This window comes from Risungbinella massiliensis (assembly GCF_000942395.1).
GTDB classification, from domain to species: Bacteria; Bacillota; Bacilli; order Thermoactinomycetales; family Thermoactinomycetaceae; genus Risungbinella; species Risungbinella massiliensis.
The window spans coordinates 1,393,446-1,418,688 of sequence record NZ_LN812102.1; the positions used below are offsets into that span (position 1 = coordinate 1,393,446).

General features: G+C 38.9%; 27 protein-coding genes. 14 read left to right on the plus strand and 13 right to left on the minus strand.

The window, feature by feature from the left end:
• Positions 1–244 precede the first annotated feature (244 nt).
• A complete protein-coding gene (locus VJ09_RS07255) occupies positions 245–553 on the minus strand; it encodes a hypothetical protein (RefSeq protein WP_044640889.1) in 309 nt (102 codons plus the stop codon).
• Positions 554–977: 424 nt separating this feature from the next.
• On the opposite strand from VJ09_RS07255, the gene VJ09_RS07260 reads away from it, so the two are divergent.
• Both VJ09_RS07260 and VJ09_RS07265 read left to right on the plus strand, forming a co-directional pair.
• A complete protein-coding gene (locus VJ09_RS07260; protein ID WP_044640890.1) occupies positions 978–1,169 on the plus strand; it encodes a YtzJ family protein in 192 nt (63 codons plus the stop codon).
• 64 nt (positions 1,170–1,233) lie between these two features.
• A complete protein-coding gene (locus VJ09_RS07265) occupies positions 1,234–1,542 on the plus strand; it encodes a YtpI family protein (protein ID WP_044640891.1) in 309 nt (102 codons plus the stop codon).
• Positions 1,543–1,667: 125 nt separating this feature from the next.
• Here VJ09_RS07265 and VJ09_RS07270 read toward each other — a convergent pair whose 3' ends face one another.
• On the minus strand, positions 1,668–2,672 hold the full coding sequence (locus VJ09_RS07270; protein WP_044640892.1) for an ornithine cyclodeaminase family protein: 1,005 nt from the start codon (positions 2,670–2,672) through the stop codon (positions 1,668–1,670).
• Positions 2,665–3,627 carry a threonine ammonia-lyase gene (locus tag VJ09_RS07275; protein ID WP_044640893.1) on the minus strand — a complete coding sequence of 321 codons (963 nt, stop codon included), beginning with the start codon at positions 3,625–3,627 and terminating at the stop codon, positions 2,665–2,667. The genes VJ09_RS07270 and VJ09_RS07275 overlap by 8 nt, the downstream gene beginning before the upstream one ends.
• 164 nt (positions 3,628–3,791) lie before the next feature.
• On the opposite strand from VJ09_RS07275, the gene VJ09_RS07280 reads away from it, so the two are divergent.
• The 4 genes from VJ09_RS07280 to VJ09_RS07295 all read left to right on the plus strand — a co-directional run bounded on the left by VJ09_RS07280 (position 3,792) and on the right by VJ09_RS07295 (position 8,329).
• Positions 3,792–3,977: a hypothetical protein gene (locus tag VJ09_RS07280; RefSeq protein WP_044640894.1), complete on the plus strand. Its 186-nt coding sequence runs from the start codon at positions 3,792–3,794 to the stop codon at positions 3,975–3,977.
• A gap of 1,218 nt (positions 3,978–5,195) precedes the next feature.
• Positions 5,196–5,729, plus strand: coding sequence for a hypothetical protein (locus VJ09_RS07285; protein WP_044640895.1), 534 nt, complete (start codon positions 5,196–5,198; stop codon positions 5,727–5,729).
• Between the two features lie 251 nt (positions 5,730–5,980).
• Complete coding sequence (locus VJ09_RS07290) at positions 5,981–6,559, plus strand: hypothetical protein (protein ID WP_044640896.1); 579 nt, start codon at positions 5,981–5,983, stop codon at positions 6,557–6,559.
• A 213-nt stretch (positions 6,560–6,772) separates the two neighbouring features.
• Positions 6,773–8,329 (plus strand): ABC-F family ATP-binding cassette domain-containing protein, encoded by a 1,557-nt coding sequence (locus VJ09_RS07295; protein WP_044641675.1) that lies wholly within the window; start codon positions 6,773–6,775, stop codon positions 8,327–8,329.
• 172 nt (positions 8,330–8,501) lie between these two features.
• On the opposite strand, the gene VJ09_RS07300 is transcribed toward VJ09_RS07295, so the two are convergent.
• The 3 genes from VJ09_RS07300 to VJ09_RS07305 all read right to left on the minus strand — a co-directional run bounded on the left by VJ09_RS07300 (position 8,502) and on the right by VJ09_RS07305 (position 9,300).
• A complete protein-coding gene (locus VJ09_RS07300) occupies positions 8,502–8,780 on the minus strand; it encodes a PqqD family peptide modification chaperone (protein WP_044640897.1) in 279 nt (92 codons plus the stop codon).
• Positions 8,781–8,872: 92 nt separating this feature from the next.
• The gene (locus VJ09_RS18405; RefSeq protein ID WP_147635448.1) at positions 8,873–9,001 is read right to left on the minus strand and encodes a lasso RiPP family leader peptide-containing protein; all 129 of its coding nucleotides are present in this window, start codon (positions 8,999–9,001) and stop codon (positions 8,873–8,875) included.
• On the minus strand, positions 8,998–9,300 hold the full coding sequence (locus VJ09_RS07305; RefSeq protein ID WP_147635449.1) for a hypothetical protein: 303 nt from the start codon (positions 9,298–9,300) through the stop codon (positions 8,998–9,000). The genes VJ09_RS18405 and VJ09_RS07305 overlap by 4 nt, the downstream gene beginning before the upstream one ends.
• Positions 9,301–9,588: 288 nt before the next feature.
• On the opposite strand from VJ09_RS07305, the gene VJ09_RS07310 reads away from it, so the two are divergent.
• From VJ09_RS07310 to VJ09_RS07315, 3 genes are all read left to right on the plus strand, one after another.
• Positions 9,589–10,989, plus strand: coding sequence for a helix-turn-helix domain-containing protein (locus VJ09_RS07310; protein WP_044640899.1), 1,401 nt, complete (start codon positions 9,589–9,591; stop codon positions 10,987–10,989).
• On the plus strand, positions 10,971–11,096 hold the full coding sequence (locus VJ09_RS18960; RefSeq protein ID WP_267904274.1) for a hypothetical protein: 126 nt from the start codon (positions 10,971–10,973) through the stop codon (positions 11,094–11,096). Before VJ09_RS07310 ends, VJ09_RS18960 begins: the two co-directional genes overlap by 19 nt.
• Before the next feature lie 166 nt (positions 11,097–11,262).
• A complete protein-coding gene (locus tag VJ09_RS07315; protein WP_044640900.1) occupies positions 11,263–11,607 on the plus strand; it encodes a hypothetical protein in 345 nt (114 codons plus the stop codon).
• A 158-nt stretch (positions 11,608–11,765) separates the two neighbouring features.
• On the opposite strand, the gene VJ09_RS07320 is transcribed toward VJ09_RS07315, so the two are convergent.
• The 3 genes from VJ09_RS07320 to VJ09_RS07330 form a co-directional block, all read right to left on the minus strand.
• A complete protein-coding gene (locus VJ09_RS07320) occupies positions 11,766–12,719 on the minus strand; it encodes a hypothetical protein (RefSeq protein ID WP_044640901.1) in 954 nt (317 codons plus the stop codon).
• A 184-nt stretch (positions 12,720–12,903) separates the two neighbouring features.
• Positions 12,904–17,220 carry a PolC-type DNA polymerase III gene (locus tag VJ09_RS07325; RefSeq protein ID WP_044640902.1) on the minus strand — a complete coding sequence of 1,439 codons (4,317 nt, stop codon included), beginning with the start codon at positions 17,218–17,220 and terminating at the stop codon, positions 12,904–12,906.
• Between the two features lie 316 nt (positions 17,221–17,536).
• A complete protein-coding gene (locus VJ09_RS07330; RefSeq protein WP_044640903.1) occupies positions 17,537–18,874 on the minus strand; it encodes a tetratricopeptide repeat protein in 1,338 nt (445 codons plus the stop codon).
• Between the two features lie 247 nt (positions 18,875–19,121).
• On the opposite strand from VJ09_RS07330, the gene VJ09_RS07335 reads away from it, so the two are divergent.
• The 4 genes from VJ09_RS07335 (at position 19,122) to VJ09_RS07350 (ending at position 21,854) form a co-directional block, all read left to right on the plus strand.
• On the plus strand, positions 19,122–19,505 hold the full coding sequence (locus tag VJ09_RS07335; RefSeq protein WP_052807271.1) for a hypothetical protein: 384 nt from the start codon (positions 19,122–19,124) through the stop codon (positions 19,503–19,505).
• 94 nt (positions 19,506–19,599) lie between these two features.
• Positions 19,600–20,304: a hypothetical protein gene (locus VJ09_RS17540; RefSeq protein WP_052807272.1), complete on the plus strand. Its 705-nt coding sequence runs from the start codon at positions 19,600–19,602 to the stop codon at positions 20,302–20,304.
• Positions 20,255–21,010 (plus strand): HAD-IA family hydrolase, encoded by a 756-nt coding sequence (locus VJ09_RS17545; RefSeq protein WP_052807273.1) that lies wholly within the window; start codon positions 20,255–20,257, stop codon positions 21,008–21,010. The genes VJ09_RS17540 and VJ09_RS17545 overlap by 50 nt, the downstream gene beginning before the upstream one ends.
• Positions 20,997–21,854, plus strand: a complete 858-nt coding sequence (locus tag VJ09_RS07350) for a serine/threonine-protein kinase (RefSeq protein ID WP_044640904.1) — start codon at positions 20,997–20,999, stop codon at positions 21,852–21,854. The genes VJ09_RS17545 and VJ09_RS07350 overlap by 14 nt, the downstream gene beginning before the upstream one ends.
• A gap of 117 nt (positions 21,855–21,971) precedes the next feature.
• On the opposite strand, the gene VJ09_RS19145 is transcribed toward VJ09_RS07350, so the two are convergent.
• The gene (locus VJ09_RS19145) at positions 21,972–22,109 is read right to left on the minus strand and encodes an IS3 family transposase (protein WP_407689975.1); all 138 of its coding nucleotides are present in this window, start codon (positions 22,107–22,109) and stop codon (positions 21,972–21,974) included.
• Between the two features lie 292 nt (positions 22,110–22,401).
• On the opposite strand from VJ09_RS19145, the gene VJ09_RS07355 reads away from it, so the two are divergent.
• The gene (locus VJ09_RS07355; protein ID WP_044640905.1) at positions 22,402–22,665 is read left to right on the plus strand and encodes a hypothetical protein; all 264 of its coding nucleotides are present in this window, start codon (positions 22,402–22,404) and stop codon (positions 22,663–22,665) included.
• Positions 22,666–22,713: 48 nt separating this feature from the next.
• Here the strand turns inward: VJ09_RS07355 and VJ09_RS07360 are convergent, their stop codons facing one another.
• From VJ09_RS07360 to VJ09_RS18410, 3 genes are all read right to left on the minus strand, one after another.
• On the minus strand, positions 22,714–24,027 hold the full coding sequence (locus tag VJ09_RS07360) for a DRTGG domain-containing protein (protein ID WP_044640906.1): 1,314 nt from the start codon (positions 24,025–24,027) through the stop codon (positions 22,714–22,716).
• A 148-nt stretch (positions 24,028–24,175) separates the two neighbouring features.
• Complete coding sequence (locus VJ09_RS07365) at positions 24,176–24,868, minus strand: metal-dependent hydrolase (RefSeq protein ID WP_044640907.1); 693 nt, start codon at positions 24,866–24,868, stop codon at positions 24,176–24,178.
• Between the two features lie 43 nt (positions 24,869–24,911).
• Positions 24,912–25,079, minus strand: a complete 168-nt coding sequence (locus VJ09_RS18410; RefSeq protein WP_154662351.1) for a hypothetical protein — start codon at positions 25,077–25,079, stop codon at positions 24,912–24,914.
• Positions 25,080–25,243 lie beyond the last annotated feature (164 nt).

Genomic DNA, 25,243 nt, shown 5'->3' on the forward strand with positions numbered 1-25,243 from the left:
CGATCCTCCGATCCCCGTTCCAATTAACTTCTTCTATTATAACGAACTGCGCAATAGATGCGAACATATTTTCCCTGCGCATCCTTATATTTGGTATTTCGAGAGATCTCTAGATCACAACAGAAAAAAGACCTCTACCTATGTAGAAGCCTTTAGATTCGACTTTTTAGGAAAAATATTTCCTTTGCTATCTGACCCGTTGCAGCAACCTTATTTTGTACCTCTTGCGTGAGGAGTTGGGAATTTACTTTTTTCTCAGACACATCACTCTGCAATATAAAGATAGCATCTCCAATCTGCCCACTAAATCGCTGGACCCGTCTTCAAACTTTGTGAATTGATCTCTTAGTTGTTGACATTCCTCTTCCACTCTTACCACTCGCGCCGTAAGTTCGACAATTGATTCTTCTACATTCTCTAGACGTGTCTCTACATTCTCTAAGCGTCTATCCATATCTATTAGACGCTTGTCCATACTCTCTAGCCGGTTGTCCATTTTCTTGATGTTCTCATTCATGGAGAGTAGGAGCTCTACCAATTGGTTGTCTACCAACAGGATCCCTCCAATCCATCTTGATCCATATCTTGCGAATATCATAATCGAACTAATCAATATGTAATTTTCCATTTTTCGGATAATGATATTCTACTGGAATGTAATAAATAGACAACTAACTGTTGCGTCATTGTTACTCTCAATACCCTAACCGTTTGTTATGTACATATTGTCTAACATCAATCAATTTTCTAAATATTAGCTTAACACAACGAATACAGATACTTACTATCCTCAAACTAATTCTTTTCCTCATATTCCCGAATGCAAAAATAATTCGCATTTCTAACATTCGGCTTTTGATCTTGTCGAATCCACTTTCAAGTTATAAAATTCATCTTATAAGACTTTTCTTGTTACTTTTGTAATGAAAACGGGTACATTAGAAAAGTCGAAACTGGAACGGGAGGGGGGAACAAACATGATTATCAACCGTAAGCATCTCGCGAGACAAAAACTCGAAAAACTACGCAAAGGTTATTCCGTCTACACGGAGACCAAAGAAGTACAAGAATATCTTGAAAAAGAGATCGACCAAGCAGGTATCAAGGTGACAATCGACCGTACCCCCATTGGAACTTGGTATATTCCAGAAGAAAGAAAACAAGCATAAGAAATGGAGCCAATCCTCTGGATAATCCCGAAGATTGGCTCTTTTATCGCGAAAGGACATTGATATGCTACAATTTTGGGCCATGATCACACTTGGTACTGGGATCCTATCCCTTTTTGGTACGCTATTCTACAGCATCCAATCTCGTCGATCACACGGGGTAGAGCAAGCTATTTATCGCTCTTGGATGAATCTTTGCATGGGTATTTTATTTGTCTCCATTGCAGGGCATCTAGCCACTTTTGGGCTTCCAACAATCGGTTATGTATTGGTTGGACTAATTGGTGTATTAGGACTAATCAATCTCTACTATGGGTGGAAAAATCGACGCTACTATACAGCTCTTCTATTAGAAAAACAAAAACAAGTATAGTAAAAGAGCCTAATTTCTCAGAGTTGTATTCGAGAAATTAGGCTTTCGTTATTTCATAAAAGTAGCGATCATAGAGAATCTGCTAATTACTCTAAATGAGTAGACTCGCTTACAAAAATAATGTTCTAAATAAAGGGCAGACAAAAACCTATATTTTGTTTATAAGCGCTTTTTAAGACTTCTTTTGCAACCGATATATCTTGAATAGATAGACCTGTAGCATCAAAAATGGTAATTTCACTTAACGATTCTCTACCCACCTTATTACCTAAAATTATTTCTCCTAATTCTGCATATACATCTATATCTACTATGACTTGTTTTTGAATCGCATGTTGTAGCTCTCCACGTTTCGAACATTGGGCAAGACTGTCCACAACTACTTTAGTATCCTCAAATAATTGTTCATCTATTTCTTGTTTCCCCTCCATATCAGCACCAATACAGATAATATGTGTCCCTGCTCGAACCCAATCCTTTTGAATGAGAGGTACTTTGCTCCCAGTAGTTGTAATAATAATATCTGCATCTTCAATACAACTTTTGGGTGTCTCTGATTTCATAAAAGTTGCAGTACTCTTTAATTTCATTGTGTTTATGTATTCAGAAGCTCTCTCTGGATTTCTGCCCCAAACTTTTACTACTTCCATATCAAAAATCTCTTCTAGTGCAAGGATTTGCATCATTGCTTGCGTCCCTGTTCCTAATACGGCTATTTTTTTCGAATCGGAACGAGCTAAATATTTTGCTGAAATAGCGCCAGCAGCACCTGTTCTCATATTCGTAATAGCACTGGCTTCTATAATTGCCAACGGCACACCATTCTGACCACTTTGAAGTACAATGGTAGCCAAACTTGACGGTAAGCTATAATTTTTTGGGTTGTGCCAATATCCAGAAGCAATTTTTGTACCAATCAGTTCATTCTCTTGGTCATATCCTGATTTAATATCAACTTCACCGTCTGCATTCTTTATCTCTAGCGAAACAACAGGAGCTAATTGTACCTTGTTCATTGAGTACAATTTAAACGCTTCCTCCACTGCTTTTATCACTAGATCAAAGGTTAAAATCTTAGATACATCCGTATTTGTCAGAATTCGAGTTGTACAATCTATCTTTTTACTCATGTGCATTCATCACTTTCATAAATAAGGATGCATCCACATTGCCACCTGTAATGATACAAAGGACGTTTTTGCCAGCAATATCTTGAACTTGATCCTGTAACAAGGCTGCAATCGTTACAGCACTTGATCCTTCAATGATATAACGATGATTTGTTGCCATCCATTTCATCGCATGTGCGATACTCTCTTCACTAACTATTAAACTTCCATCTACTCTTGAAAAAGCAAGCTGTAAAGGAGCTTCATGAATCCCTCCATAAATCCCATCCGCGATGGAAGGTTGATAAGTCACATCTACCATTTTTCCTGCCATAAATGACTCATGCCAAGCTGGAGAGGCCTCGCTTTGTACCCCGATTATTTGCACGTCGGGATTAATCGCTTTTGCTACAGTGGCAATCCCATTGAGTAGTCCACCACCACCGACTGGCACTAAAATGACATCAAAATCTGGTTTTTCCAGCATAGCCTCTAAACCAATTGTTCCTTGACCGGCCATTGTCACAACATCATTAAATGCATGAATAAACATCCTGCCTGTTTCCTTCGCTAATTGTTCCGCATATTCTTCTGCCTCATCATAGGAAGTACCATATTGTACAATTTCCCCACCAAATCTTTGAATGCCACTTATTTTTGCTTGTGCTGTATTTTCCGGAACGACTACAAGTGCAGAAGTATCAAATAAAGACGCTGCATAGGATACTGCTTGTGCATGATTACCAGAGGAAGCTGTAATGACCCCTTTCTTTTTCTCCTGATTTGTTAATGCTGAAATTTTACTGAGCGCACCTCTTGCTTTGAAAGAACCCGTTTTTTGGAGATTTTCTAATTTAAAATACACATTTGCAGATAGTTGTGCCGACAAGCGATCCGAAAAAACAAAAGGTGTTTCGACAATATGATTTTTCATACGATTCTTAGCATGGATAATATCAAAAATAGATAATTGCATTAATTAAAGCCTCATTTCTTTTTATGAGTATATATTTATCATTTCATTCACTAATATTTTACTTATAAAATACTTAAAATACCTGTGTGCTAGTAATAAAATAATAGCCCTTGCAAAAAAATCCTTCAATGAAAGTGCGACCTTATCATCAGGAGGAATTTCTTATGCAAGAGCACTCTCATTTTATCAAATCGCTTCCGCAACTTCAAAAGCTATATCAGAAAATTCTTTTAGAAGTTCAGGATCTGTATAATTATCTAGTTCCACTGAAATTACGCCAAGCAGTATCAAAAGGACTTTGTCATCATCTCTGTTTGTTTATTAGGAAAAATGATGGGATTCACTTCTGAACGCTCTTGGCATTCATTCGTAAAAACTAACTTTTTCCCAAATCAATCTTTTCCTGAACGATCTCGTTGACCATCGAATTTGTCGTTAACTTCTTTGGATCATTAAGTTTCTACGCTATCAATTTATGCGTCGCTTTCTAGCGCAAGCTCCTTATACAATCGTAGATAGTTTGCCACTACCTTTATATCATCTACTTGGTCGTTTCGAGTGACAACGACTTCGAGGATATGCAGATCGAGGTTATTGTGTTCCAACAAAGAGCATTACTATGGATTTAAGGGCTCTTTTCATATTACCAGTACAGGATTCATAGTTGGGCTATGTTATTTCACGTGCTTCGGCACATGACCTTAGTGTGTTGGAAGAGCTATTAGATCAATCTCCTTATAGTATTGTTCTAGGTGACAAGGGGTATGTAAGCGATAGAGTGGAACGAGAGAGCACAAAAAGGTATTCAACTTTTTGCGATAAAGCGTGCAAATAGTAAAAATCCTCATCCTGTTGAACTTACTAAGTTCATCCGCTTCCGTAAGAAGCAGATTGAAACTCTCTTTTCTAACCTGTGTGATGTATTTCATATGAATCAACTGAAGCCAAACTCTCTAATAGGTTTTGAGTTATCTATAGATACCATTCTATTTGCACATTCGTTTCTTGTTTTATGGGCAATACAAGATCACGGAAAAGGAACTAAGTGGTGTGATCAGATTTTCAACTATCACCACAGGTTTAAAATGCATATTATGAGAGACGATTATTTGTTCATTAGGGTAGAGAGATCATCAATTGACGGATGCTCTCTTTATCCCAACATTCATCCTCTTTTCCAAAAAGAAAACGAAGGGTTTTTTGTACATTTCTTTTGCTCTTATCGCTTTCTGTAGGAAGGGCAGTACACCTTTCCTCACAACTGAGAGAAAAGGTGTACTGCCCTTCACTGTATAAGGTGTTAGATCCTACACAAAACAACCTTAGCAAGGTGCTTTCATAAAGACATATCAATTGGAGATCACTCTACTTTATTGACTATTTCTAATATTGACGTTAGACTGATAATAGAATGCTAAAAGCATTTTCACTTTGGAACCTTCAATCCGAGGTCTGCTGTATGGATTGATCCTAGATTATTCATACAACAGACCTCGGGAAAGCGTTGATTTATGCTACCCGGAGTCTGTGTTTTACCCCACCAAATCCAAGTGAGGAGGACTCCGGAATTGGAGCAAAACAGCAAGCATGCAAACACCACAAGAGTGAAAGATCTCAGTTCCCTAGCATCGTGTTACGATGAAAAAAAAGGGAGCTGGAAGGTCGGCGATCTGAAACAGATGTCACTAGAGTTATTCAAACCAACCAACTATGCAAATATCGCAAAGTTGGAATCTGCCTTATACCAACTCGGAATCGAAGAAAAAGCCAAAACGTCAATACTAGAGTTTTGGGAGAAATCCTATACGCAGCATATAAAAGAATACGAGATCGAGCAAACAAAACGACGTGATTCGGACAATAAGCAGCTATCGGTGGAGAACTTACATTACACCAAACGTAACCAGAAACAGGCCCTCTATGCTATAGGAATCTCTGCCAGTTCACCTGTAATATTTCAAATTCTCCTCGCCTACTTCAAAGGGCAAATTGATATTACGACATCTGCTCTTTTAATAGCAGGATTAGTTTCTGGATCGGTCGTCGGGCTAATTGTAATACGGAATCGTGCAAAAGATGTAGAAGTAGAAGACAAAAAATAGCATTCAACGTTGTTCCAATGGTGACCACGTCATACTTATTTGTTGACGTGGTCACTCCATTTTTATAACAAAAAAGAGCTACGAATACAGCAAAAAAAAAGGCTACGAAATTCGTAGCCAATTGAATCAACGTTGTTCCAATGGTGACCATGTCCGTAGACATAACCCAACAATGGACTAATATTAGGATATATTAAAAATAAATTACTGTCAAATAACTCTTCTAACCCTAAAAGCCAGGAGGAAAAACTATGTTAAAAAAAGCCCTAAACCAGGAATTTTTGGTTCGTTACTTTTTAAAGCATTTCCCCTTGATACATATTTACGAAACAGCTTTGATGGAAGGAATCATGCAGAAGCTTGGTTATGATCACCATGTTATAAGAGAAGTAATTTCAGAAATGGAAAAGATTTATGATGAAAGGAACTTGCATAGAGAATATGTAAAAATGAAACCTTATTATGCTGAAGTCCTATTCTTCCGAGCTTGTAATGAATTAGAAATAGATATCGGATCTAACCATTCTGACATATGGAGGCAAGTATATAGGAAAGGGGAAATTCACCAAGATTCTCTTAAAGATCAACCAACATCCCAAAAACCGGATCCATCCAGAGACATGATGGAACAGAAAGCGCTTCGCTATAACCAAATGACACTCTATTACGTTTTATGTATAGTAGGCGTAATGCTAGCTTTGCCGGGAATTATAGACTCTCTTCAATCTTATCTCGAAGGAGATATCAACCTGGTCGAATTAGCCATTCTGGGTCTAATATCAATCTCGGGTATACTTGGAGTGTTATGGATAATGAAACGGAATCAGTGAGCTAAAAAAAGTAAATATAATAAAGCAGTAGTGGCGGTTATCTATTACTTCGAAATTGAAGAAACAGCTCTGTCTAATCAATTTGAGTCCCTCTTTTCCCACAAGAAAACGAGGGTTTTTTTGTACATTTCTTTTGCCCTTATTGCTCTGTTTCGTATATCCTGTAGGAAGGGTTTTTTCATCATAATTGAGAGAAAAGGTGCAAAAGAGAAAATGAGTATTCTAAGCGTATCCAATCTTAGTCACGGGTTTGGGGACCGTGCTATTTTTCATAATGTCTCATTTCGTCTATTAAAAGGGGAACATATCGGACTAATCGGTGCCAATGGCGAAGGAAAGTCAACCTTCCTCAATATTATCACCAGAAAATTAGAGCCAGACGAAGGCAAAATCGAATGGGCTTCCAAAGTACGGGTCGGGTATCTCGACCAACACAGTGTGCTGCAAAAAGGGCTTACCATTCGCGATGTATGTAAAGGAGCATTTCAGTATCTATTTGATATGGAAGCGGAAATGAACCAAATGTATGAAAAAATGGGCGAAGTAGCCCCCGAAGAGCTAGAAAAGATGCTAGAAGAGGTCGGCACGATTCAAGATACGTTGACCAATAACGATTTCTACATCATCGATGCCAAAATCTCAGAAACCGCTCGAGGACTTGGGCTTGATGAAATCGGCTTGGATCGGGATGTTCATGATCTAAGCGGTGGACAGCGTACCAAGGTATTACTTGCCAAACTGCTTCTCGAAAAACCAGATATTTTGCTCCTAGATGAGCCGACCAACTATTTGGATGAGCAACATATCGAATGGCTCAAACGCTACCTTCAAGAATACGAGAATGCCTTTATCCTAATTTCCCATGATATTCCATTCTTAAATAGCGTGATCAATCTGATCTACCATGTAGAAAACCAAGAATTAAGCCGTTATGTAGGAGACTATGAACATTTCAAACAGGTTCATGAGGCGAAAAAGCAGCAACTAGAGGCAGCATACAAGAAGCAACAACAAGAGATTGCGGATCTCAAAGACTTTGTCGCTCGAAACAAAGCTCGTGTCTCGACTCGGAATATGGCGATGTCCCGTCAGAAAAAGCTAGACAAGATGGAAATGATCGAATTAGCTCCCGAAAAGCCAAAGCCAGAATTCCATTTCAAAGCTGCCAGAACTTCCGGCAAGATGATCTTTGAGACCAAAGGACTGGTGATTGGCTACGAAGAACCACTCTCTCGTCCACTCGATCTATACATGGAGCGTGGACAAAAAATCGCCCTAGTCGGAGCCAACGGGATCGGGAAAACAACTCTGTTACGCAGTATCTTGGGGGAAATCCAGCCAATTTCAGGCTCTGTAGAACGTGGCGAGTATTTGCATATTGGTTATTTTGAACAAGAGACTAAACGTTCCAATCCCAATACTTGTATCGAAGAAGTGTGGCAGGAGTTCCCATCCTTTACTCAATTTGAGGTTCGTGCCGCACTTGCCAAATGTGGACTGACCACCAAACACATCGAGAGCAAGATCGACGTATTAAGTGGTGGAGAGAAAGCAAAAGTACGTCTATGTAAACTGATTAATAAAGAGACCAATCTCTTGGTATTAGACGAGCCGACCAACCACTTAGACGTGGAGGCAAAAGAAGAACTAAAACGAGCTATTCAGGAGTACAAAGGAAGCGTCCTGCTCATCTCTCACGAACCCGAGTTTTATCAAAGTGTCGTGACCGATGTATGGAACTGTGAATCTTGGACGACAAAGGTGATATAAAGACCAACGAACCCCTCCCAATCGCAGATGTGATTTTGGGAGGGGTTTTTTTTCAATAAAAATACGCCTTTCTATGAAAGAAGGGCGTACTCCTGTATCCTTTATCCCTTTTTGATTATATTTCTATATGCAATTATTCCTATTAATACATATAGAAAAACTTCTCATTCTATCAATACAAATCCCACCCTCTATCATCGACCCTCACCAGTTCTTTTTTGTTCAATTTCGTGATCAGACGAAGCATATCTTTCTCCACGATCCCATAATCTACATCATACTTTTTACTAATTTTGTTCATTGCCTTTTCAGCACTACCCAAAATACTCCACCACTCCAAAAGCTCCACACCTGTTTTGCTAACAGCATATAAGTAGTTTTTCTTGCGATCCAGAATAATGTATTTACCATCAACCTTTGTCACCTGTACATAATCAGGAATACTTAGCAACTTGATCTCTCCTATTCACTCGACTTTAGGAAAGGGCAGATTACAGCAAAACTACGTGTCTTTCAAAAGAAAGGCGTAAAACACAGTACCCATTATTCCTTTTCGTTTTGACATTCATGTTCATCAACAATATCCACAAGCCTCTTCCCATGAGTTACCTCTTCAAAAGAACCGATTTCAATCAATTCCGGTGCTTCATACTCTTTCTCCATTCTGTTCATCTTCTTCGCCTCCCACCTCTTCGAATATCTTGATCAGACTCTACAGAAGCGGAGCATTCCCATACCCCATCGACACAAGTCAAATCAAACACTTCTCGATCTGATCGGATATCAACTGCCTTCCCAGCATACTGACGAACACCTTCTCCAACTTCCGTATTGGTGCAATACAATAGAGGAATTTCGATAGTATCACCCTGATCCGTTATGATCGTCAAAATCCGAAGTTGGCTTTTCTCTCTAGTTCTAGGCTGTGGTCTCTTAAACATTGGAACAATTTTGGTTATCCGCTTCTTCAAAACCATTTCATCCTCTCTATTTAGGAAAACTAGATTAATGGAAAAACTCATTGGTTAATCTTCTGATATTATTGTAAAACTTTTATGAATAATTTACAATTTCAAATAAATTTTGGTTTTTTTCACTGTTTTTTATGTAGAAATGAGCTAATTGGACACAACTGATAAAAATGCATCTATTTATCCACTGGTTCCATTGGATAAATAGCCAAAAAATAAATTATTGATAATATTATGAGTTTTATGGGACAATCTTTTTTAACATTATCGGAGGAGGTATTGATAGTAATGGTCGAAACTCCTTATGAACTCTCGCTTGAACAGCTTAAACACATCGGAAAAATCTTGCGCCAATCGCGAAAAGACCAGAAACGAATACTAGATGAATTGGCAGATGATGATATTTCCACCTCCACCATAAGTAATCTAGAGCGTGGCGAACGTGTCTCTTGGGAAAAGATCGTGATCTATGCACAGAAGTTAGGGTACTCAACAGAGGAAATTCCGAAGCTACTTGAAAACGAACGTGATCGAAACCAACAGCTTCTTCAACAGTTAGAGGATATTGCAAATCGGATTGATCTAGTTGGGGCGGATAATGCACTGGAGAAGTTACGAAAATTGAAGTTATCTGCAACCAATCCATTAAAAGCAAATGCAGAATATCTGACTGGCAAATGTTATACCCGAAAAAAGAAATGGGTAGCTGCTCGAAGCCATTATATGAAAGCTCTTCAAATCATCAAACGTTATCCCGACTTTTACAAAACCAATCTAAAATCATCTTGTCATCTCCATCTGGCACGCACGTTTTATTCCCAAGAAAATGACTTAGTCACAGCGTTAAAGCATGCTGATCAAGGCTTGGAATCGCTTGTTACTAATACAGAAGAGCAAACTAAGTATTTACTGCTGATCGGGAAAGTAGTCTATTTACAAAACTTAAATCAAGACACAGAAACAGTAAAGCATATCATTGACAAACTATGGGAACAAAAAGACCGAATCCAAAGCATTGATGCCGTTATAAGTCTTCATGAAGCAAAAGCTACTTTGCTCAATAAAATGGAATTGTATGAGGAAGCATTGGAAAGTGTATTGGAAGGAATTGAACTTGCACAAAAAAATAGCATATTAGATCGAGTACTAGAGTTATTAACAGCTTACGGTTCCATTTGTATTAGTCTAGGTGACTATGCAAAAGCCGAAAACCATTTAGCTTTAGGTTTGGACATGAAGGACAAAATACGAAAAAAATATCAAAAAGAATACTTGTTTGTGACTACCCTTGTAGTACTAGGGAAATTATTGGTGAAGCAAAAACACATAGAAAAGGCTAGAAATACTTTTATGGAAGCAGTTCAGCTGGGAGAGAAAACAAAATCAAAAGAAGTATTGAGATACCATGATGCCTTAGTTGCATTAGGTGATTGTGAATTAATGCTAGAAAACTTTCAAGAAGCTACTATATCGTATCGTAAAGCATTAGAAATTGCCCAAATCCAATCAACAGCACAAAAGAATCCTATGTTATGGATCGAGAAAGAGCACCATCTTTGGATTAAACTAGGAATTTGCTATGAGAAGTTTGATAACAATGAATATAAAAAATGTATGGAAAAATCATTTGAGTTTAACGTACAATACATGCAGAAGAAAGGGGTGATCACATGGCTAAACAATTCCTAGTAAATGAACCACCAATCGATAGTCCACTTAGCTACTTTGTAAACGAACCACCTGGAGATGGGCCAATTAATTTCTTTGCAACTGAACCCCCAGAACAATCTCCGTAATCCAATGATAGACTTTCATACATAGGGTTGGATGATGGTAACACATAATCCAACCCTTGTCTTTATTGATTAGAAAACACATGAAGATTTCGATATAGTTAGATGTAGAAGGCTAATTGCCCGTAAGATTAGTAGACATAATACTTATAATTTTAGGATGGTTTTATTGGAGAGAACATTTCGAGTATCCCGTTATCATATCAACATGTTTTCGACCAAATTATTGGAACTAATCGAACAGAAAGTGAATGAATGGTTGAAAAATCCTCCAGAAGATCTCATGGCTGCTTATGATGAAGCAGTAACTCTTGAAGAAAATTTAAAAGGACTTTACGACCTTTGGGATGAGTACTTTTTTGAGGATTGGAGAGAAGAAAATATTAATTCTAAATTTCATAAAACCAATCTTTTAAACCGTTTGTATCGAACGAGTACCACTCTTGACCATTTAATAGACCAATGGACTCCCTTCTATATAGAGAGTACTGATGGTTTAGAGTATCCTGACTAATAGTATAGGTTAATGCATCAATGCCACTTTTGAGCATTTACTAAGAGTACAGATACCAAAAATAGTTAAGACCGCCAAATGGCGGTCATTTTATTAACCAAGTCTCTTTCGTACGCTAATCATCAAATCTGTCTGGATCAATTTAAAATAGAACCCATTTATGAGATTTCTCCATCATGAAGTGGGGCAGAATACTTTTTATTCAAAATAAAGAAGCTAGCACCTAAGAACACAACCAACGACACAATCAATACAAGACTTGCAAACTGAATTAACGATCCACTTACTGTATCAAATCTATAAACTGCTATCTGTGTGTATGAAAAGAAAAACCATTTTGACCATAACGGAAGAACCTTTCCATAAATTATGTCTGTCTCTATAAATGATACAAACCATCCAATTGCTGTACTCCCAATTGCTATTCCTATAGCCCAAGGTCTACTTTTGATAATGGATGCGATTAACATACTCCATGCTAAATATACCGATATCACTAGTACTAGAATCAGTTTCGCTTTCAGTAAGTGAGGAATAAGTGGTATTTCCGCTAGGTCATAACCGACCAATGGATCAAACATACCCTCGAAACCTATCAAAACCCCGCCTATTAGTATCGAAAACCCTAATTCCAACCCTAGCAATATAACCACGAATATATTCATCACCATATACTTTGAAACAAACATTTTGATTCGATAATTGAGACTTGGTTGGGGAACATTGTGCTCCCTACTAATAATGCGAACTGCTATAACAGAACAACATATTAAAATAACCAAGTATGTTAAAGACATATCTGTTAGCAATATTTTTGGACTTGGAAAACGAATATTTTGATCTAAATGATATTGGTAATATTCAATGAATGGATCAATATACTCATCATCCGGGAAATACCTGGAGTCCTGTGCTCTTTCTGGATCTTCTAGTTTCTCATATCCATGTTCGATTTCATTTTCAAGATTCTCTTGCCAATCAGAATATGGTGGTATAACGATACTAATAACCAATGCTCCTAATAATACTGATAATGTTAGTGCTATTAACCCACCTTTAATGAGCTTACTTAGATAAATATTTTCAAACTCTGTTTTAATTAAAGATAACATCTGTTCACGTCTCCCAACAGCACACCCAAGATCAATACCATAGTTACTAAAAGAGTTCTAAGAAATTTGAATCAAATCCTAGTATCAAAATTATAGCAATCGTTTTTACAACAATCGATCCAAAAATTCAAAAACATTGCCCATTAAAAAAAGGTGATCCCACCCATGGAATCACCTTTTTTCTCTAAAACAATGCCAATTGATTACTTTGTGGCAGTCCTTCGAGACAACCTAGTTCTTTTAATACTTCTATCACGGTGGAAGAAGCTTTCGTCCGCGACTGGAACTCGTCAATAGACAGATACTCTCCATCTTGGCGACCTTTCATCATCTGGATGGCGGCGTTCTCTCCTACTCCTGGAATCGTAGCAAATGGGAGGATCAAGCTATCTCCATCGATTACAAATTCTTTCGCATGAGAGCGGTAGAGATCGATCTGCTGGAAGCGGAAACCTCGGGCGTAAAATTCCAAGACGGATTCTAGTACGGTGAGGAGTCCCTTCTCTTTTGGAGTAGCTGTGTTTCCTTTTTCCTGAATCTCCTTGATCAGTTTCTTACAATACTCAGGACCTTTTACTACGACATTACAATCAAAGTCTGCTAGAAGACGATAGAAGTAGGTAGAGTAATAAGCAATCGGATGATGAACTTTAAACCAAGCGATCCGTACTGCCATCATGACATATGCGGCAGCATGGGCACGTGGGAACATGTAGGCGATCTTGCGACAGGAGTTAATATACCACTCTGGCACATCGTATTCCCGCATCAGCTCCGCTTCTTCCTCTGTGAGACCTTTTCCTTTCCGCACTTTCTCCATGATCTTGAAAGATGCTTTGGCAGGGACGCCTTTTAAGATCAAGTAGAGCATGATGTCATCACGGGTACAGATCGTTTCGGATAGGGTAGCTGTGCCATTTCGAATCAGTTCTTGCGCATTTCCCAGCCATACATCGGTACCGTGAGAAAGTCCGGAGATCCGCACCAGTTCTGAGAAGGTAGTTGGCTTGGTATCTTCGAGCATCTGACGTACAAACGAGGTACCAAACTCTGGGATCCCCAATGTACCCATCTTAATCCCGTTGATTTGCTCCGGTGTAATGCCAAGTGACTCGGTGCCAGAGAAAATCTTCATCGTCTCTGGATCGTCGATCGGTACATCTTGTGGCTTGATTCCCGTGATATCTTGCAATCTGCGGATGGTGGTCGGGTCTTGGTGACCTAGAATATCTAGTTTCAAGATCATCCCACCGATGGCGTTGTAATCAAAGTGAGTGGTTTTGGTCTCCGATTTCACATCATCTGCTGGAAACTGTACAGGGGTAAAGTCATAGACATCCATATATTGTGGTACTACCATCAGACCACCTGGATGCTGACCGGTTGTCCGTTTGACTCCGGTACATCCATGAACCAATCGATCGATCTCTGCTTGACGTAACTGAAGGTTGTGTTTTTCAGCATATTTTTTCACATATCCGTATGCTGTCTTCTCTTGCACTTTTGCGATGGTTCCGGCTCGGTAGATATATTCTTTCCCGAACAGTTCCTCTGTGTAAGCATGTGCTCTTGGTTGGTAATCAGAGCCGAAGTTGAGATCGATATCGGGAACTTTATCTCCCTCAAAACCAAGGAAGGTCTCAAACGGAATATCGTGTCCGTCTTTGATCATCTTGGTCGCACAGTTAGGGCACTCTTTGTCCGGTAAGTCAAAGCCAGATTCATAGGAACCATCTAAAATGAACTCACTATGACGGCAAGTTTCGCAACGCCAATGTGGTGGGAGTGGGTTGACCTCCGTAATATCACTCATGGTAGCAGCAAAAGAGGAACCAACAGATCCCCGTGAACCTACTAGATATCCATCTGATAGAGACTTCGTAACCAAGCGTTGTGAGATTAAATAGACTACCGCAAATTTATGTTTGATGATACTAGTTAACTCTTTATCTAATCGTGCTTGTACCACTTCTGGTAGCGGATTGCCATACCACTCATGCGCCTTTTTATAGCACATCTCCTCAAACTCTTGATCCGCCCCCTCAATGACTGGGGTAAACGGTTCATCTCTTCTTGGAAATGGTTGAAGCTCTTCAATGTCGTCGGCGATCTTTTTCGGATTGGCGACCACCACTTCATGCGCTTTTTCTCGACCTAAATAAGCAAATTCAGAGAGCATCTCATCGGTGGTTCGGAAGTGGGTTTTTGGTAATTTCCCATCTCCGCGGAAACCAGTCACACTCTGTACCAGAACATCCCGATAGATGGCATCCTCTTCATCGAGATAGTGCACATTGGCAGTCGCTACAACTGGTTTACCTAATCGTTCGCCAATCTCTACCAAAAGCCGGTTTGTTTCCCGTAGTCGTTCTGGACTCTCCACAAAACCTTTTTCTACTAAGTGCTGGTTGATATCGACTGGTTGAATCTCCAGATAATCATAAAATTTCGCTACCTCTTCTGTTTCCTCAGGCGACTTATTAAGTGCCGTTTCAAATAGTTCGCCTCGTTCACATGCAGAACCGACGATCAAGCCCTCTCGTAACTCAACCAGCTTGCTACGTGGGATTCGAGGCACTCGAAAGAAATACTCTGTGTGCGAGATGGAGATTAATTTATAGAGGTTACGTAGACCAGCTAAATTTTTCACGAGCAGGATTGCATGAAATGGACGCATTCGAGACATATCACGCTCACCCATATGCTCATTCAATTGATGTAATTGGGTGATCTTCCGTACTTTGATCGTCTCTTCTAGCATCTTGTATAGGACATAGCCTGTCGCTTCCGCATCATAGATCGCACGGTGATGTTGTTCCAGATGGACTTCTAATTTCTTGGATAACGTGTTGAGACGGTGGTTTTTCATCGTCGGATACAGGAATCTCGCCAATTCTAAGGTATCCAAAACAGGGTTGATCACTGGCGGTTTGCCGATCCGTTTGGCAGCCTGTTGCAAAAAGCCCATATCAAAGCGAGCATTGTGAGCAACCAGTACAGAGCCTTCGATAAACTCTAAAAAGCGAGTGATCACATCATCCACTTCTGGGGCATCGACTAACATATCATCGGTGATATGAGTCAATTCGATGATTGTCTGAGATAACTTGCGATGAGGATTGGCAAACTCCGAGAACTTGTCGATGATCTCACCATCACGCATTTTGACAGCTGCCAACTCGATGATGACATCATGATAGGCAGATAGACCTGTAGTCTCCACGTCAAATACGACATATGTATCCGACTGAAGATCTCGTTTTTCCGCATTCAGAACGATTGGCACGCCATCATCGACGATATTTGCCTCCATCCCAAACAGTAACTTAATCCCATTTTTCTTGGCTGCATCATAGGCATCTGGATACGCCTGTGCACTCCCATGGTCCGTGATCGCAATCGCTGGGTGTCCCCATTTTGCCGCACGCTTGACCAATTGGGTCACGTTATTTACTCCATCCATCGCCGACATAGACGAATGAAGGTGCAATTCAACCCGTTTTTCCTCTGCTAGATCTTGTCTTTCTGGAACGTAGACTTCCACTAGATCATTCACCATCAGGACCAAATCCCGGGCAAAGGTGTCAAATTGGACGGAACCTCGAACTTTTAAGGTATCTCCATCTGAAATCATACGAAAGACAGCTGCTTGTTCCTTATCTCTGGCAAACAGTTTACAGGAGATGGAATCTTGGAAGTCCGTTATGTTAAATGTAAGGAGCTGTCGTCCGCTCTTTAGTTCTTTTAGCTCCGTTTTGAATACTTTTCCTTGTACCGTCACACGACGTTCTTCTTCTTGAATCGTGGAAATGGGGACAGGCTCATCTTGGATCTGGTACCCAAGTTTCTTCTCTAGCACCATCTCTTCTTCGCTACCACCAGCAGCTACCTTTTCTGCCAAACGCTTCTCTGCCAGTTCCCGCTCAGCGATTGCTTTGGAAATAATCTCTTTTTGCTGTTTTTCCTTTGTCTCTTCAAATTGGCTACGATCTTCTTCTCCTGTACGCGCTTTTAACACGACTGGTAGCTTTTCTCCTGTCAATTCCGCATAATATCGGGAAATTTCGCGATCTATCTCCCGTTGAAACGCCATCTCTTGTACTTGCGAATTCCGCAGTGTCACTAAAATCTTTTGGTCTTGGATCTCCCAGTCTGCTTTTCCAAACCAACCTGCGGCGGCAGGTGAGACGTTCTCTTGGATCCGTTTTTGAATCCAATGCTTATATTTGTTTAATACCACCGTGTGCTCCACTTGATCAATCTGCTTGCGAAGACCTACCCGAATATCTGGAGCAAAGTGTTGTTTTACTCGCTCCATAAACTCCATCCAAATATCCGGATCCATTGGTTCTGCTAGACCGAGCAAGATTTGCCAAGCTCTCTGCCGAGGATGGATTGTCACTTTTTTGATCCATGCTTTCGCAAAATGAGACGATAGCCACTCCCCTGGTAGCTTCGCCTCCTCAAATAACCGTTCTAAGCCTGTACCCTTCTGAGACAAGGGATTTCACCTCTTCATTCCGAATTTCTCCAACTCTATTGGATCTATACGAATCTAGTTATCAGTAGGTACCATCTTATCATAGGGAGTTAGAGGGGGAAATGGAAAAAACTCTAGCACTTTTCGTGGTGTGCTAGAGTGGAAGATTGTCTATATGTAGTTAGTTTAGGTTCCATACTTCATTAAAAAAAGAGAACTGTAGAACATCAAGCACACCGAGAGTCTTGATCATGCTTTTTTCGTTATTCGAACACACTCATCTTTCTCCTATAAAAAAGCGGATACCTATAGTATCCACTGCATTGAAATATTGAATTTAAGCTTCTGGTGGATCAGTTTCAAAATTTTGGTACATATCTGTATCCTCCTTTTGATTGTATTCTAACAAACTTTTTGAAAGTGTTTCAATTATTTCATTCGGACTCCTCTTATGTGTCTTAGCAACATTCAAATAATTCTTTGTTGCTTTAAATTGAAGATCATTTAAGTTGAGCTTTGTCGAAATATCAATTGCTTCATTAAAAGCAACTAGTGAAGCATCAACATCATTCTTCATCTCATACAATGTTCCTATTAATACACAAACCTCACAGTAAGAACCATGATCATTTGCCGATAATGCTAGGTTTTTAGCCTTTTCTAGGTACTTTAACGCAGCTTCCAAATTTCCCTGTCGTTGAAACATCTCTCCTAGTTTTTTATATGGAACAACAAGCAAATCATCTCTTGCATCTTCTGCTTTTATAGCTTCAGTAAAACACGATTCTGCTAGATTCCATTGTTCTAGATGCATCCAACTTGTTCCTAGTGTAGAGTATAGCTCCACAGATCTTTCATGTCTGCGATCTAATCTAGCTAATTCTAGACCATAAGTGGCTTCTTTGATTGCTTCACGATAGTATCCCAAATCATTTAACAATCCAGCTTCTAAATCTATTAAACTTAACAAGATAGTTGTTGTCTCTACCTTATTTTTAAGAGGTTTTAGATCTTCCAAGCGCTTAAAAGCTTCCATAGTTCTATTCATCTTTTTCAGATAAATGACTTGAGAGGTTAGAAGATAGTAGTAGACGAACTGCTTCTCTCCATCTTCTTGAAAAGCTCTTATTCCCTCTTCGATAAATAACAGCGCTTTGGCTAGTTTACTTTCATAATAAGCATTTCTACTAAGTTCATAGTAAGACAATGCTAAAATATTATCTTTTGAAGATATATTACTGGATTTTGAATACTCAATTGCATTGCGAAAGTAACTCTCGGCATTGTTCCATAATCTACGCTTTGAGAAGTACTTACCTTTTAAATAACTAACTTTAGGGTGCGTTCCATCTAGGGCTTGCAGTCTTTTCCATGCCTCATCTGACCGCGTATCTAACTCCTGCTCAATCATTAGGAGTTCTAAATCTATTAATTCAGATGTCAATTTTTGTGGTTCTTCTTCTAATGAAATTAACTCTTCATAAATTAAATTCACCTTAGTACATAAATACCTGAGTTTCTCTTGACTAACATTTCGGTTACCACGTTCTAAATTACTGATTGTACCAGTTGATAGCATATCATCAGAAAGTTTTTCTATAGATAACCCTAATTCAATTCTAGCCTGCTTTAAACGATCACCCATTGTTGGTGTGATGTAATGATATTTAGCCATAATCACTTCCACCTAAAAAATTTTTTGGTAAAAATAATTGTTTTTAAATATCTGCAATGAAAACCATCTTAACATCAACTCTAAATCCGGTTTATCCAATGCCAATTTCAGAATATATATTCCCCTTCATTGAACCATAAATGAATAAAAAAGGAAACCGATAACATCATCAATTTTTGGTATATTCAAAAATATATGACATACTTGCTTTACGCGATTGATCTTTAACCAATTAGGAGGTCTGTCTATGAATGCTGTATTAAGTACTAATATTCAAGAATCAGCTGAGGTCGAACTGGGGAAATTCTTTATGTTATTTGGCAAAGGAGTAAAAGGTCTGACAATGTTCTCGGGATTAGTTGATAACATTTGGCATGAACTACTTGAGACACCCATTAAATATCATGATTTTTGCGAGAAAACAGCTGGAAAACAAGTAGCACACGTTGAAATGAACGGTGTAGGTCCCATTAAATGGGTAACACAATATGAAACAGAATTCGGTAAGCTTAACGAAGTTTGGTTTATGAATAAACATGGTCAGCTAGATACACAAGCGTACAAAGAGTATCAGGTAACTGGGGAAGTAAAGCGTCAGTCTTGGGATTGTGGACCAGTGCCAACAGAATAGAGAAAAACATCCTCTATCTCACATAAGAGTGAAACAAGATAACTCTAGAGTCTCCTAGAGTTATCTTGCCTTCAATTTAAGGAGCTGTTATTCAATGAACAGAAAGATTGTCTCATTTAGTGATTCAGATAAATTCTCTCAGTATTGCAAGATGATCTCAAAGTCATTCTGTCCATTTCTTCATCCTGCTGAAAAAAATGAAGTTTTATTTTGTACCGAGTACCACTTAAAATCCGACAGGATAGAAAACATCAAAAAGGAAATTTTTTACTACGGTGTCGAACATGCAGAAAGACTACGCCAATTCCGTCATCAAGAACCCGATATCTTAAAAAAACTCGTGGCTTGTGAAAATATTGTGTTCTACTTGCCCAATGCATTTAAGAAAGTCGATGGTAGTGATCTTCTAATGTGGTCTCATTTTATGATTAAACTCCTCTATACCTCAGTGGGAATTATGGTAGGGAAGTTCTGGATTAATGAGAAGCAAAACGCTAGAAATGGAGAAATGATACCTGAACCTCCTTGTCACTTTCTATCAATTAGATCTGCCATTAAAACAAAAGATCCTTATTTCTTCAAGAGAGCTGATTACCTCTTGCCTGACCTTATGGAGTCGAAAGACAACATGGAAAATGTTCATATTCTATTACCTAAAGAGAAAGAACTAACATACAAGAACATGGAAGAGCTCGATTATTACAATATTGTCTATAAGTGGGCAGATGAGGAGAGGGTGAGGAGAAAAAATGAAAAAAAATCTTTACCATCTATACCAATCCAACGTTCCAGTAGCTAACTTAAAGGTTTTACTGTTTGATTTAGATGGAACGCTTTACCCTGCATCAGCAATTGAAAACAAAATTGGTCCAACTTTTTTTGGTCATGCTAAAAAGGTATTTCAACTTGATGCAGAACAAACTTATGAAACGATTCAACAATATCGAAAAGAATTTCACCATGTTATCTTTGGACTTAAAAAATACTATGGTATTGATCCAGATACTTTCTATGCTGATGTATTTGAATCTCTTGATATCAGTGCTGCTGAACCTTATAACGGGCTAATTGATATTCTTCATGAGTGTTCTAAGTACTACAAACTTGCACTTTGGACGAACTCATCTCGGGGACATGCCAAAAGACTGTTAGAAAAATTTTCATGCCTTAACCTTTTTTCATATATTTTCTCCTTAGAAGATTTCAATTATTATAAAAAGCCTAACAGAGAAGGCTTTGAGATGTGTTTGGAGAAGCTAAAAGAATCCCCAAAGAACGTTTTGTTTTTTGACGATTCTTATTTAAACCTAAAAACTGCTAAAATCATTGGTTTAAATACCGTTTTAGTATCAAATCATATAGTAGAGCCACCGTATTTTTGGGAAATGCATCGCAAAGAGAAACATTTTCCTCAATCATTCGTTGACTACAATACCCACAACCTAACAGAAATGCTTGAATTTATTTTAAACGAGAGGAAGCTATGCCAACATGGAACTAACTGAACTGGTTGAGCAAATTTGCCAAGAACAAAATATATCAACTAATCGTATTGAAGTGTTCCCCTCCAGAGAAGGGGCTTCTTTTAAGCTATATACAAACCAATCTACGTTTCTATTGAAAATGGCTAATCAACAAAGCAGAGCCAATACAATACAAAACGAAAGTACTGTGTTACAGGAAATAAAAGACCCCTCTTTTGTAACAAGTGGCACTCACTCAAACTATGTTTGGCTTCTGCGTACTTGGCTATCTGGAGTAACATCTTCTGATTACACAGCCTATGTTCGCCAAAATCCATCAACAGAAAATCAAACTCGGTTTGTTATAGATCTAACCAAAATGCTAGACAAAGTAATAACTCTAGATAAAACAGGTTATCTACATGGAGATCTACAACCTGCTCATTTTTTGTTTTTGCCTAATCAAGAGGTGCATCTACTCGATTTGGAGACTTCCTACAAAAAAGGGGCGATTCATGACTACAAAGGAGCATTAGTACATTTTGTTTCACCTGAAGTAGCCGATGCCATGCTACAAAAGACAAATGCTCCATTGAACGAGCTGACAGAAGTATACGCTTTTGGTGCTACGGCATTCTTTTTATACTCTGATGTAGTACCTATTGCCTACAGTGAAGATCATACCAATACAAATTACAAATCCATTCCTTTTGAAGAGAAACTGAAACAAATTGTACGAGGGAAGAGAAGATCCTTCCAATCTGTTGGAGTAACACCTTTTCCACAATTGGAGCAGATTCTAAATAGATGTCTTATTCTTTCTAAAAACGAACGATTTGCAAACGTCTCGGAATTAATGTTGGAATTAAAGAGACTGGTAAATTAGAAGATCTACAATGGAGAGAATCTTGATTTACTCCAACAAAATTTGATGAGCAATTTTCTTATTTTGTTGGAGTAATAGCAAAATAGTTTTCATTAACGACATAAAAACACCTACTGGCTACTTATTTCTGTATTCTACAGGAGATAAGTAACCAATTTTCCCCTGAATACGTTCAAAGTTATGGTAATGGATGCAGGAGTGTTGATTAGCTAAATTTTTACCGTAACCGCCCGGAACATGATTTTTTCCTTCCATCAGGTTATACCTTACTAAGAAGCAAGAATCGCTGCTTCACCAGCCCATTACAGACGAGGTCCATACCCACAACATGTGCACAAGAAACTTGGAATCAAATAGTATAATAGATTGATTATCAAATAATCAAAACTGTTTAAAAAAGAAGTGGAAATTCTGCCTTCTACTTGTATAATAAAAGAGTCTAACTCGGTAAATTTTCCTCTTCGAATCTGGGCTACCCTCAAAGGCAGTAGGTATCTATTGGTTTTGAGGGTAGTGATACCCAAATTCATTAAAGGGGAGATTTATTATGGCAGAAAAAATATTCGTATTAAAGGCAATCGAGGCACTGAATAAGGTCGATACATTTGAAGAAGCAGTGAAAGTATTAGAGGATTTAACAAGACCAAAAGAATTTGGTAAATCAGTTATTCCTATCTATAATCAAGGATTAGTAATAGATATATTAGAATTTTGGCTGAAGAAAAAAGAATTTGAAATGAATAAAGCAAATCAAGAGGATCTAAAGACTTTATATGCTGCCCTACTTGATCTATCCGATAATCTCTCATAGTTAGACAAAGACCAACCTCCTTCGTGGAAGTTGGTCGATTTATTTTTATTAACGCTCCATCACTTGCGCTGTGAGCAATCCTTTGACCACCACTTGTCCTTCTTTGCGAATCTCTAGATCCATTTTGGTCATAGTTCGACCCAGTTCAAGCAAGCGACAATAAATTTGTATCTCACTATCAATCTGGACTGGCTTAAGCGGGTATAGCATGATATTTTGAACGGTTAAGTCTTCTCTTCCACGATCTCGTAGACTAAGCAATGCGGTTTCCGTTAGGAGACTAGTCATCACCCCGATACTGAGAACGCCTCGATTATCGGTCATCTGTGGAGTCACTTTCCCAGCATAGACTGGATTGCCAAACTTATCTTGTTCCATCTCAAATCCACGAATAGATAGCTCTTGAATGGTCTCTCCTACTTGTGGTTGCTTTTGCATGCTCTGTAACGCTTCGATTACATCTTGACGACTTACAACTCCAATCAATTTTTTGGAATCATCCACAACGGGCAAAAGTTCAATCCCTTGCCAAACCATTTCATGAGCTGCGGTAGCAATCGATGTCTTTTTCGTTACACTAATCGGTTGTTTGGACATCAACCTACTTATTCGCTCTGTTGGTCCTGCACCCATCACATCTTTACTGGTCAACATTCCTACCACTCGTTCTTGGGCATCTAATACCGGATAGCGAGAATGTCTAGTGGAACGTACCAGTTCTTCATAATCCCCCACAGTCTCCTCTATCCGTAGAAATACAGGTTCCTTTTGATCATCGATTACGTCTTCGACCATGAGGATCTCTTTTTTGATGAGACGATCAAAGATCGCACGGTTGATCATCGTAGCAACGGTAAAAGAGTCATAGCGACTTGAAATAACAGGGAGCTCCAAGCGGTCAGAAAGTTCCTTGATCTCATCCGAAACCTCAAATCCACCTGTAACCAACACTGCCGTTCCTTCTAACAAAGCGTGACGATGAACTTCTTCCCGGTTCCCCACGATCATGAGACGATCTGGACCTAAGTATTTCTTGAGTGCCTCCAGTGCCATCGCCCCAATCACAAACCTTTGCAACGCTTTATGTAAACCTTCCTTTCCAGATAAGACAGTGCCTTCTACAATATTTACTACTTCTGCATAGGTAAGTCGTTCTACTTTTGCTTTATTGGTTTTTTCGATCCGTACCGTTCCGATTCGTTCGATCGTACTGACAAATCCTTCTAACTCTGCCTCTTTGATGGCACGATAGGCAGTTCCTTCACTCACACCAAGTGTCCTCGCCATCTTGCGAACAGAAATTTTCTCTCCTACTTCTAACTCCTTGATATATTGAAGCAACTGCTCGTGTTTCGTCGCCATCCACTTAATCTCCTTACGTTCTATGATCTGTATAATTCATTATACCCATAATAATAGAACAGTTGAAACGGAATTCCGCTTCTCATATAAAAGAGGCGGGACATCTCCGCCTCTACTGTTCAGCCTTTCTCGTTGTGACAGGGTCTGACTACAAAGAAAGTCCACTACCTGGTTCTAATACATACACTTGGATATTTTTCGCTTGTAGTTTTGTTGCAAAATCATATGGATCTTGTTGAATTGGTGGGAAAGTGTTGTAATGCATAGGTATTACTGCTCGTGCTCCTACCCACTGTGCTGCGGTCTGTGCCGCATCTGGTCCCATCGTAAAGTTATCACCAATTGGGAGCATTGCAAGATCAATGGGAAGATCCCCATTGATTAACTTCATATCAGAAAAAAGGGACGTATCTCCTGCATGATAGAGAGATTTTCCTTCTATCTGAAGTAACAATCCTGCTGCTGGCCCCAGATAAGTAATTTGTTGTTTCTCTTCCTCAATAAAACCACTTCCATGATGAGCAAGTGTCAACTCTACACGACCGAAATCAAAGTTAGCACCTCCACCTGTTGCGAGAGGATGTGTGCGAACCCCTTTCCAACTGAGCCAAGTAGCCAACTCAAACGGAGCAACGACCATCGCATCATTACGTTTGGCAATCTCCACAGTATCCCCTACGTGATCATCATGTCCATGGGTAAGGAAAATGTAATCAGCTTCCACTTGATCCGCAGAAAGATTGGCAACTGGGTTACCAGTCAAAAAAGGATCAATCAACATCTTGTGACCACTAGCAGTTTCAATGGAAAAGGCAGAGTGCCCGAGAAATGTTATCTTCATTGAAAAATCTCTTTCCTTTCTATACTCATTTTTCCTTGCACGATTAATCCTTTATTGTCTCTGTATCCTGTAGATCAGTGGAGTTCGGGGATGGATAGTTTTCCGACAAAGACGGATCGCGGAAATTTTCCATGTCTGTATCGTATAATAAGCAGCCTGACAAAATTGCACAGCACATTCCTAATAGAAGCAATACCATTGCTTTTTTCATTTCGATTCCTCCTATGTATAATTTTGATTTCTATTTTAATAGATACAATCCCCTCTTGACAGAAGGTTGGAAAAACTCCTATTAAAAATCAATAAAAAAGTCTTTAATGTATCTTATTTAAATAGAAATTCCCCTTTACTTTGCCAAATGCTCCATCCTATTTT

Coding starts and splice junctions, on each gene's coding strand:
- VJ09_RS07260 (WP_044640890.1), top strand. CDS start 978: ATGATTATCAACCGTAAGCATCTCGCGAGACAAAAACTCGAAAAACTA.
- VJ09_RS07265 (WP_044640891.1), top strand. CDS start 1,234: ATGCTACAATTTTGGGCCATGATCACACTTGGTACTGGGATCCTATCC.
- VJ09_RS07270 (WP_044640892.1), bottom strand. CDS start 2,672: ATGAGTAAAAAGATAGATTGTACAACTCGAATTCTGACAAATACGGAT.
- VJ09_RS07275 (WP_044640893.1), bottom strand. CDS start 3,627: ATGCAATTATCTATTTTTGATATTATCCATGCTAAGAATCGTATGAAA.
- VJ09_RS07280 (WP_044640894.1), top strand. CDS start 3,792: ATGCAAGAGCACTCTCATTTTATCAAATCGCTTCCGCAACTTCAAAAG.
- VJ09_RS07290 (WP_044640896.1), top strand. CDS start 5,981: ATGTTAAAAAAAGCCCTAAACCAGGAATTTTTGGTTCGTTACTTTTTA.
- VJ09_RS07295 (WP_044641675.1), top strand. CDS start 6,773: ATGAGTATTCTAAGCGTATCCAATCTTAGTCACGGGTTTGGGGACCGT.
- VJ09_RS18405 (WP_147635448.1), bottom strand. CDS start 9,001: ATGAACAGAATGGAGAAAGAGTATGAAGCACCGGAATTGATTGAAATC.
- VJ09_RS07310 (WP_044640899.1), top strand. CDS start 9,589: ATGGTCGAAACTCCTTATGAACTCTCGCTTGAACAGCTTAAACACATC.
- VJ09_RS18960 (WP_267904274.1), top strand. CDS start 10,971: ATGGCTAAACAATTCCTAGTAAATGAACCACCAATCGATAGTCCACTT.
- VJ09_RS07320 (WP_044640901.1), bottom strand. CDS start 12,719: ATGTTATCTTTAATTAAAACAGAGTTTGAAAATATTTATCTAAGTAAG.
- VJ09_RS07330 (WP_044640903.1), bottom strand. CDS start 18,874: ATGGCTAAATATCATTACATCACACCAACAATGGGTGATCGTTTAAAG.
- VJ09_RS07335 (WP_052807271.1), top strand. CDS start 19,122: ATGAATGCTGTATTAAGTACTAATATTCAAGAATCAGCTGAGGTCGAA.
- VJ09_RS17540 (WP_052807272.1), top strand. CDS start 19,600: ATGAACAGAAAGATTGTCTCATTTAGTGATTCAGATAAATTCTCTCAG.
- VJ09_RS17545 (WP_052807273.1), top strand. CDS start 20,255: ATGAAAAAAAATCTTTACCATCTATACCAATCCAACGTTCCAGTAGCT.
- VJ09_RS07350 (WP_044640904.1), top strand. CDS start 20,997: ATGGAACTAACTGAACTGGTTGAGCAAATTTGCCAAGAACAAAATATA.
- VJ09_RS19145 (WP_407689975.1), bottom strand. CDS start 22,109: ATGGAAGGAAAAAATCATGTTCCGGGCGGTTACGGTAAAAATTTAGCT.
- VJ09_RS07355 (WP_044640905.1), top strand. CDS start 22,402: ATGGCAGAAAAAATATTCGTATTAAAGGCAATCGAGGCACTGAATAAG.
- VJ09_RS07360 (WP_044640906.1), bottom strand. CDS start 24,027: ATGGCGACGAAACACGAGCAGTTGCTTCAATATATCAAGGAGTTAGAA.
- VJ09_RS07365 (WP_044640907.1), bottom strand. CDS start 24,868: ATGAAGATAACATTTCTCGGGCACTCTGCCTTTTCCATTGAAACTGCT.
- VJ09_RS18410 (WP_154662351.1), bottom strand. CDS start 25,079: ATGAAAAAAGCAATGGTATTGCTTCTATTAGGAATGTGCTGTGCAATT.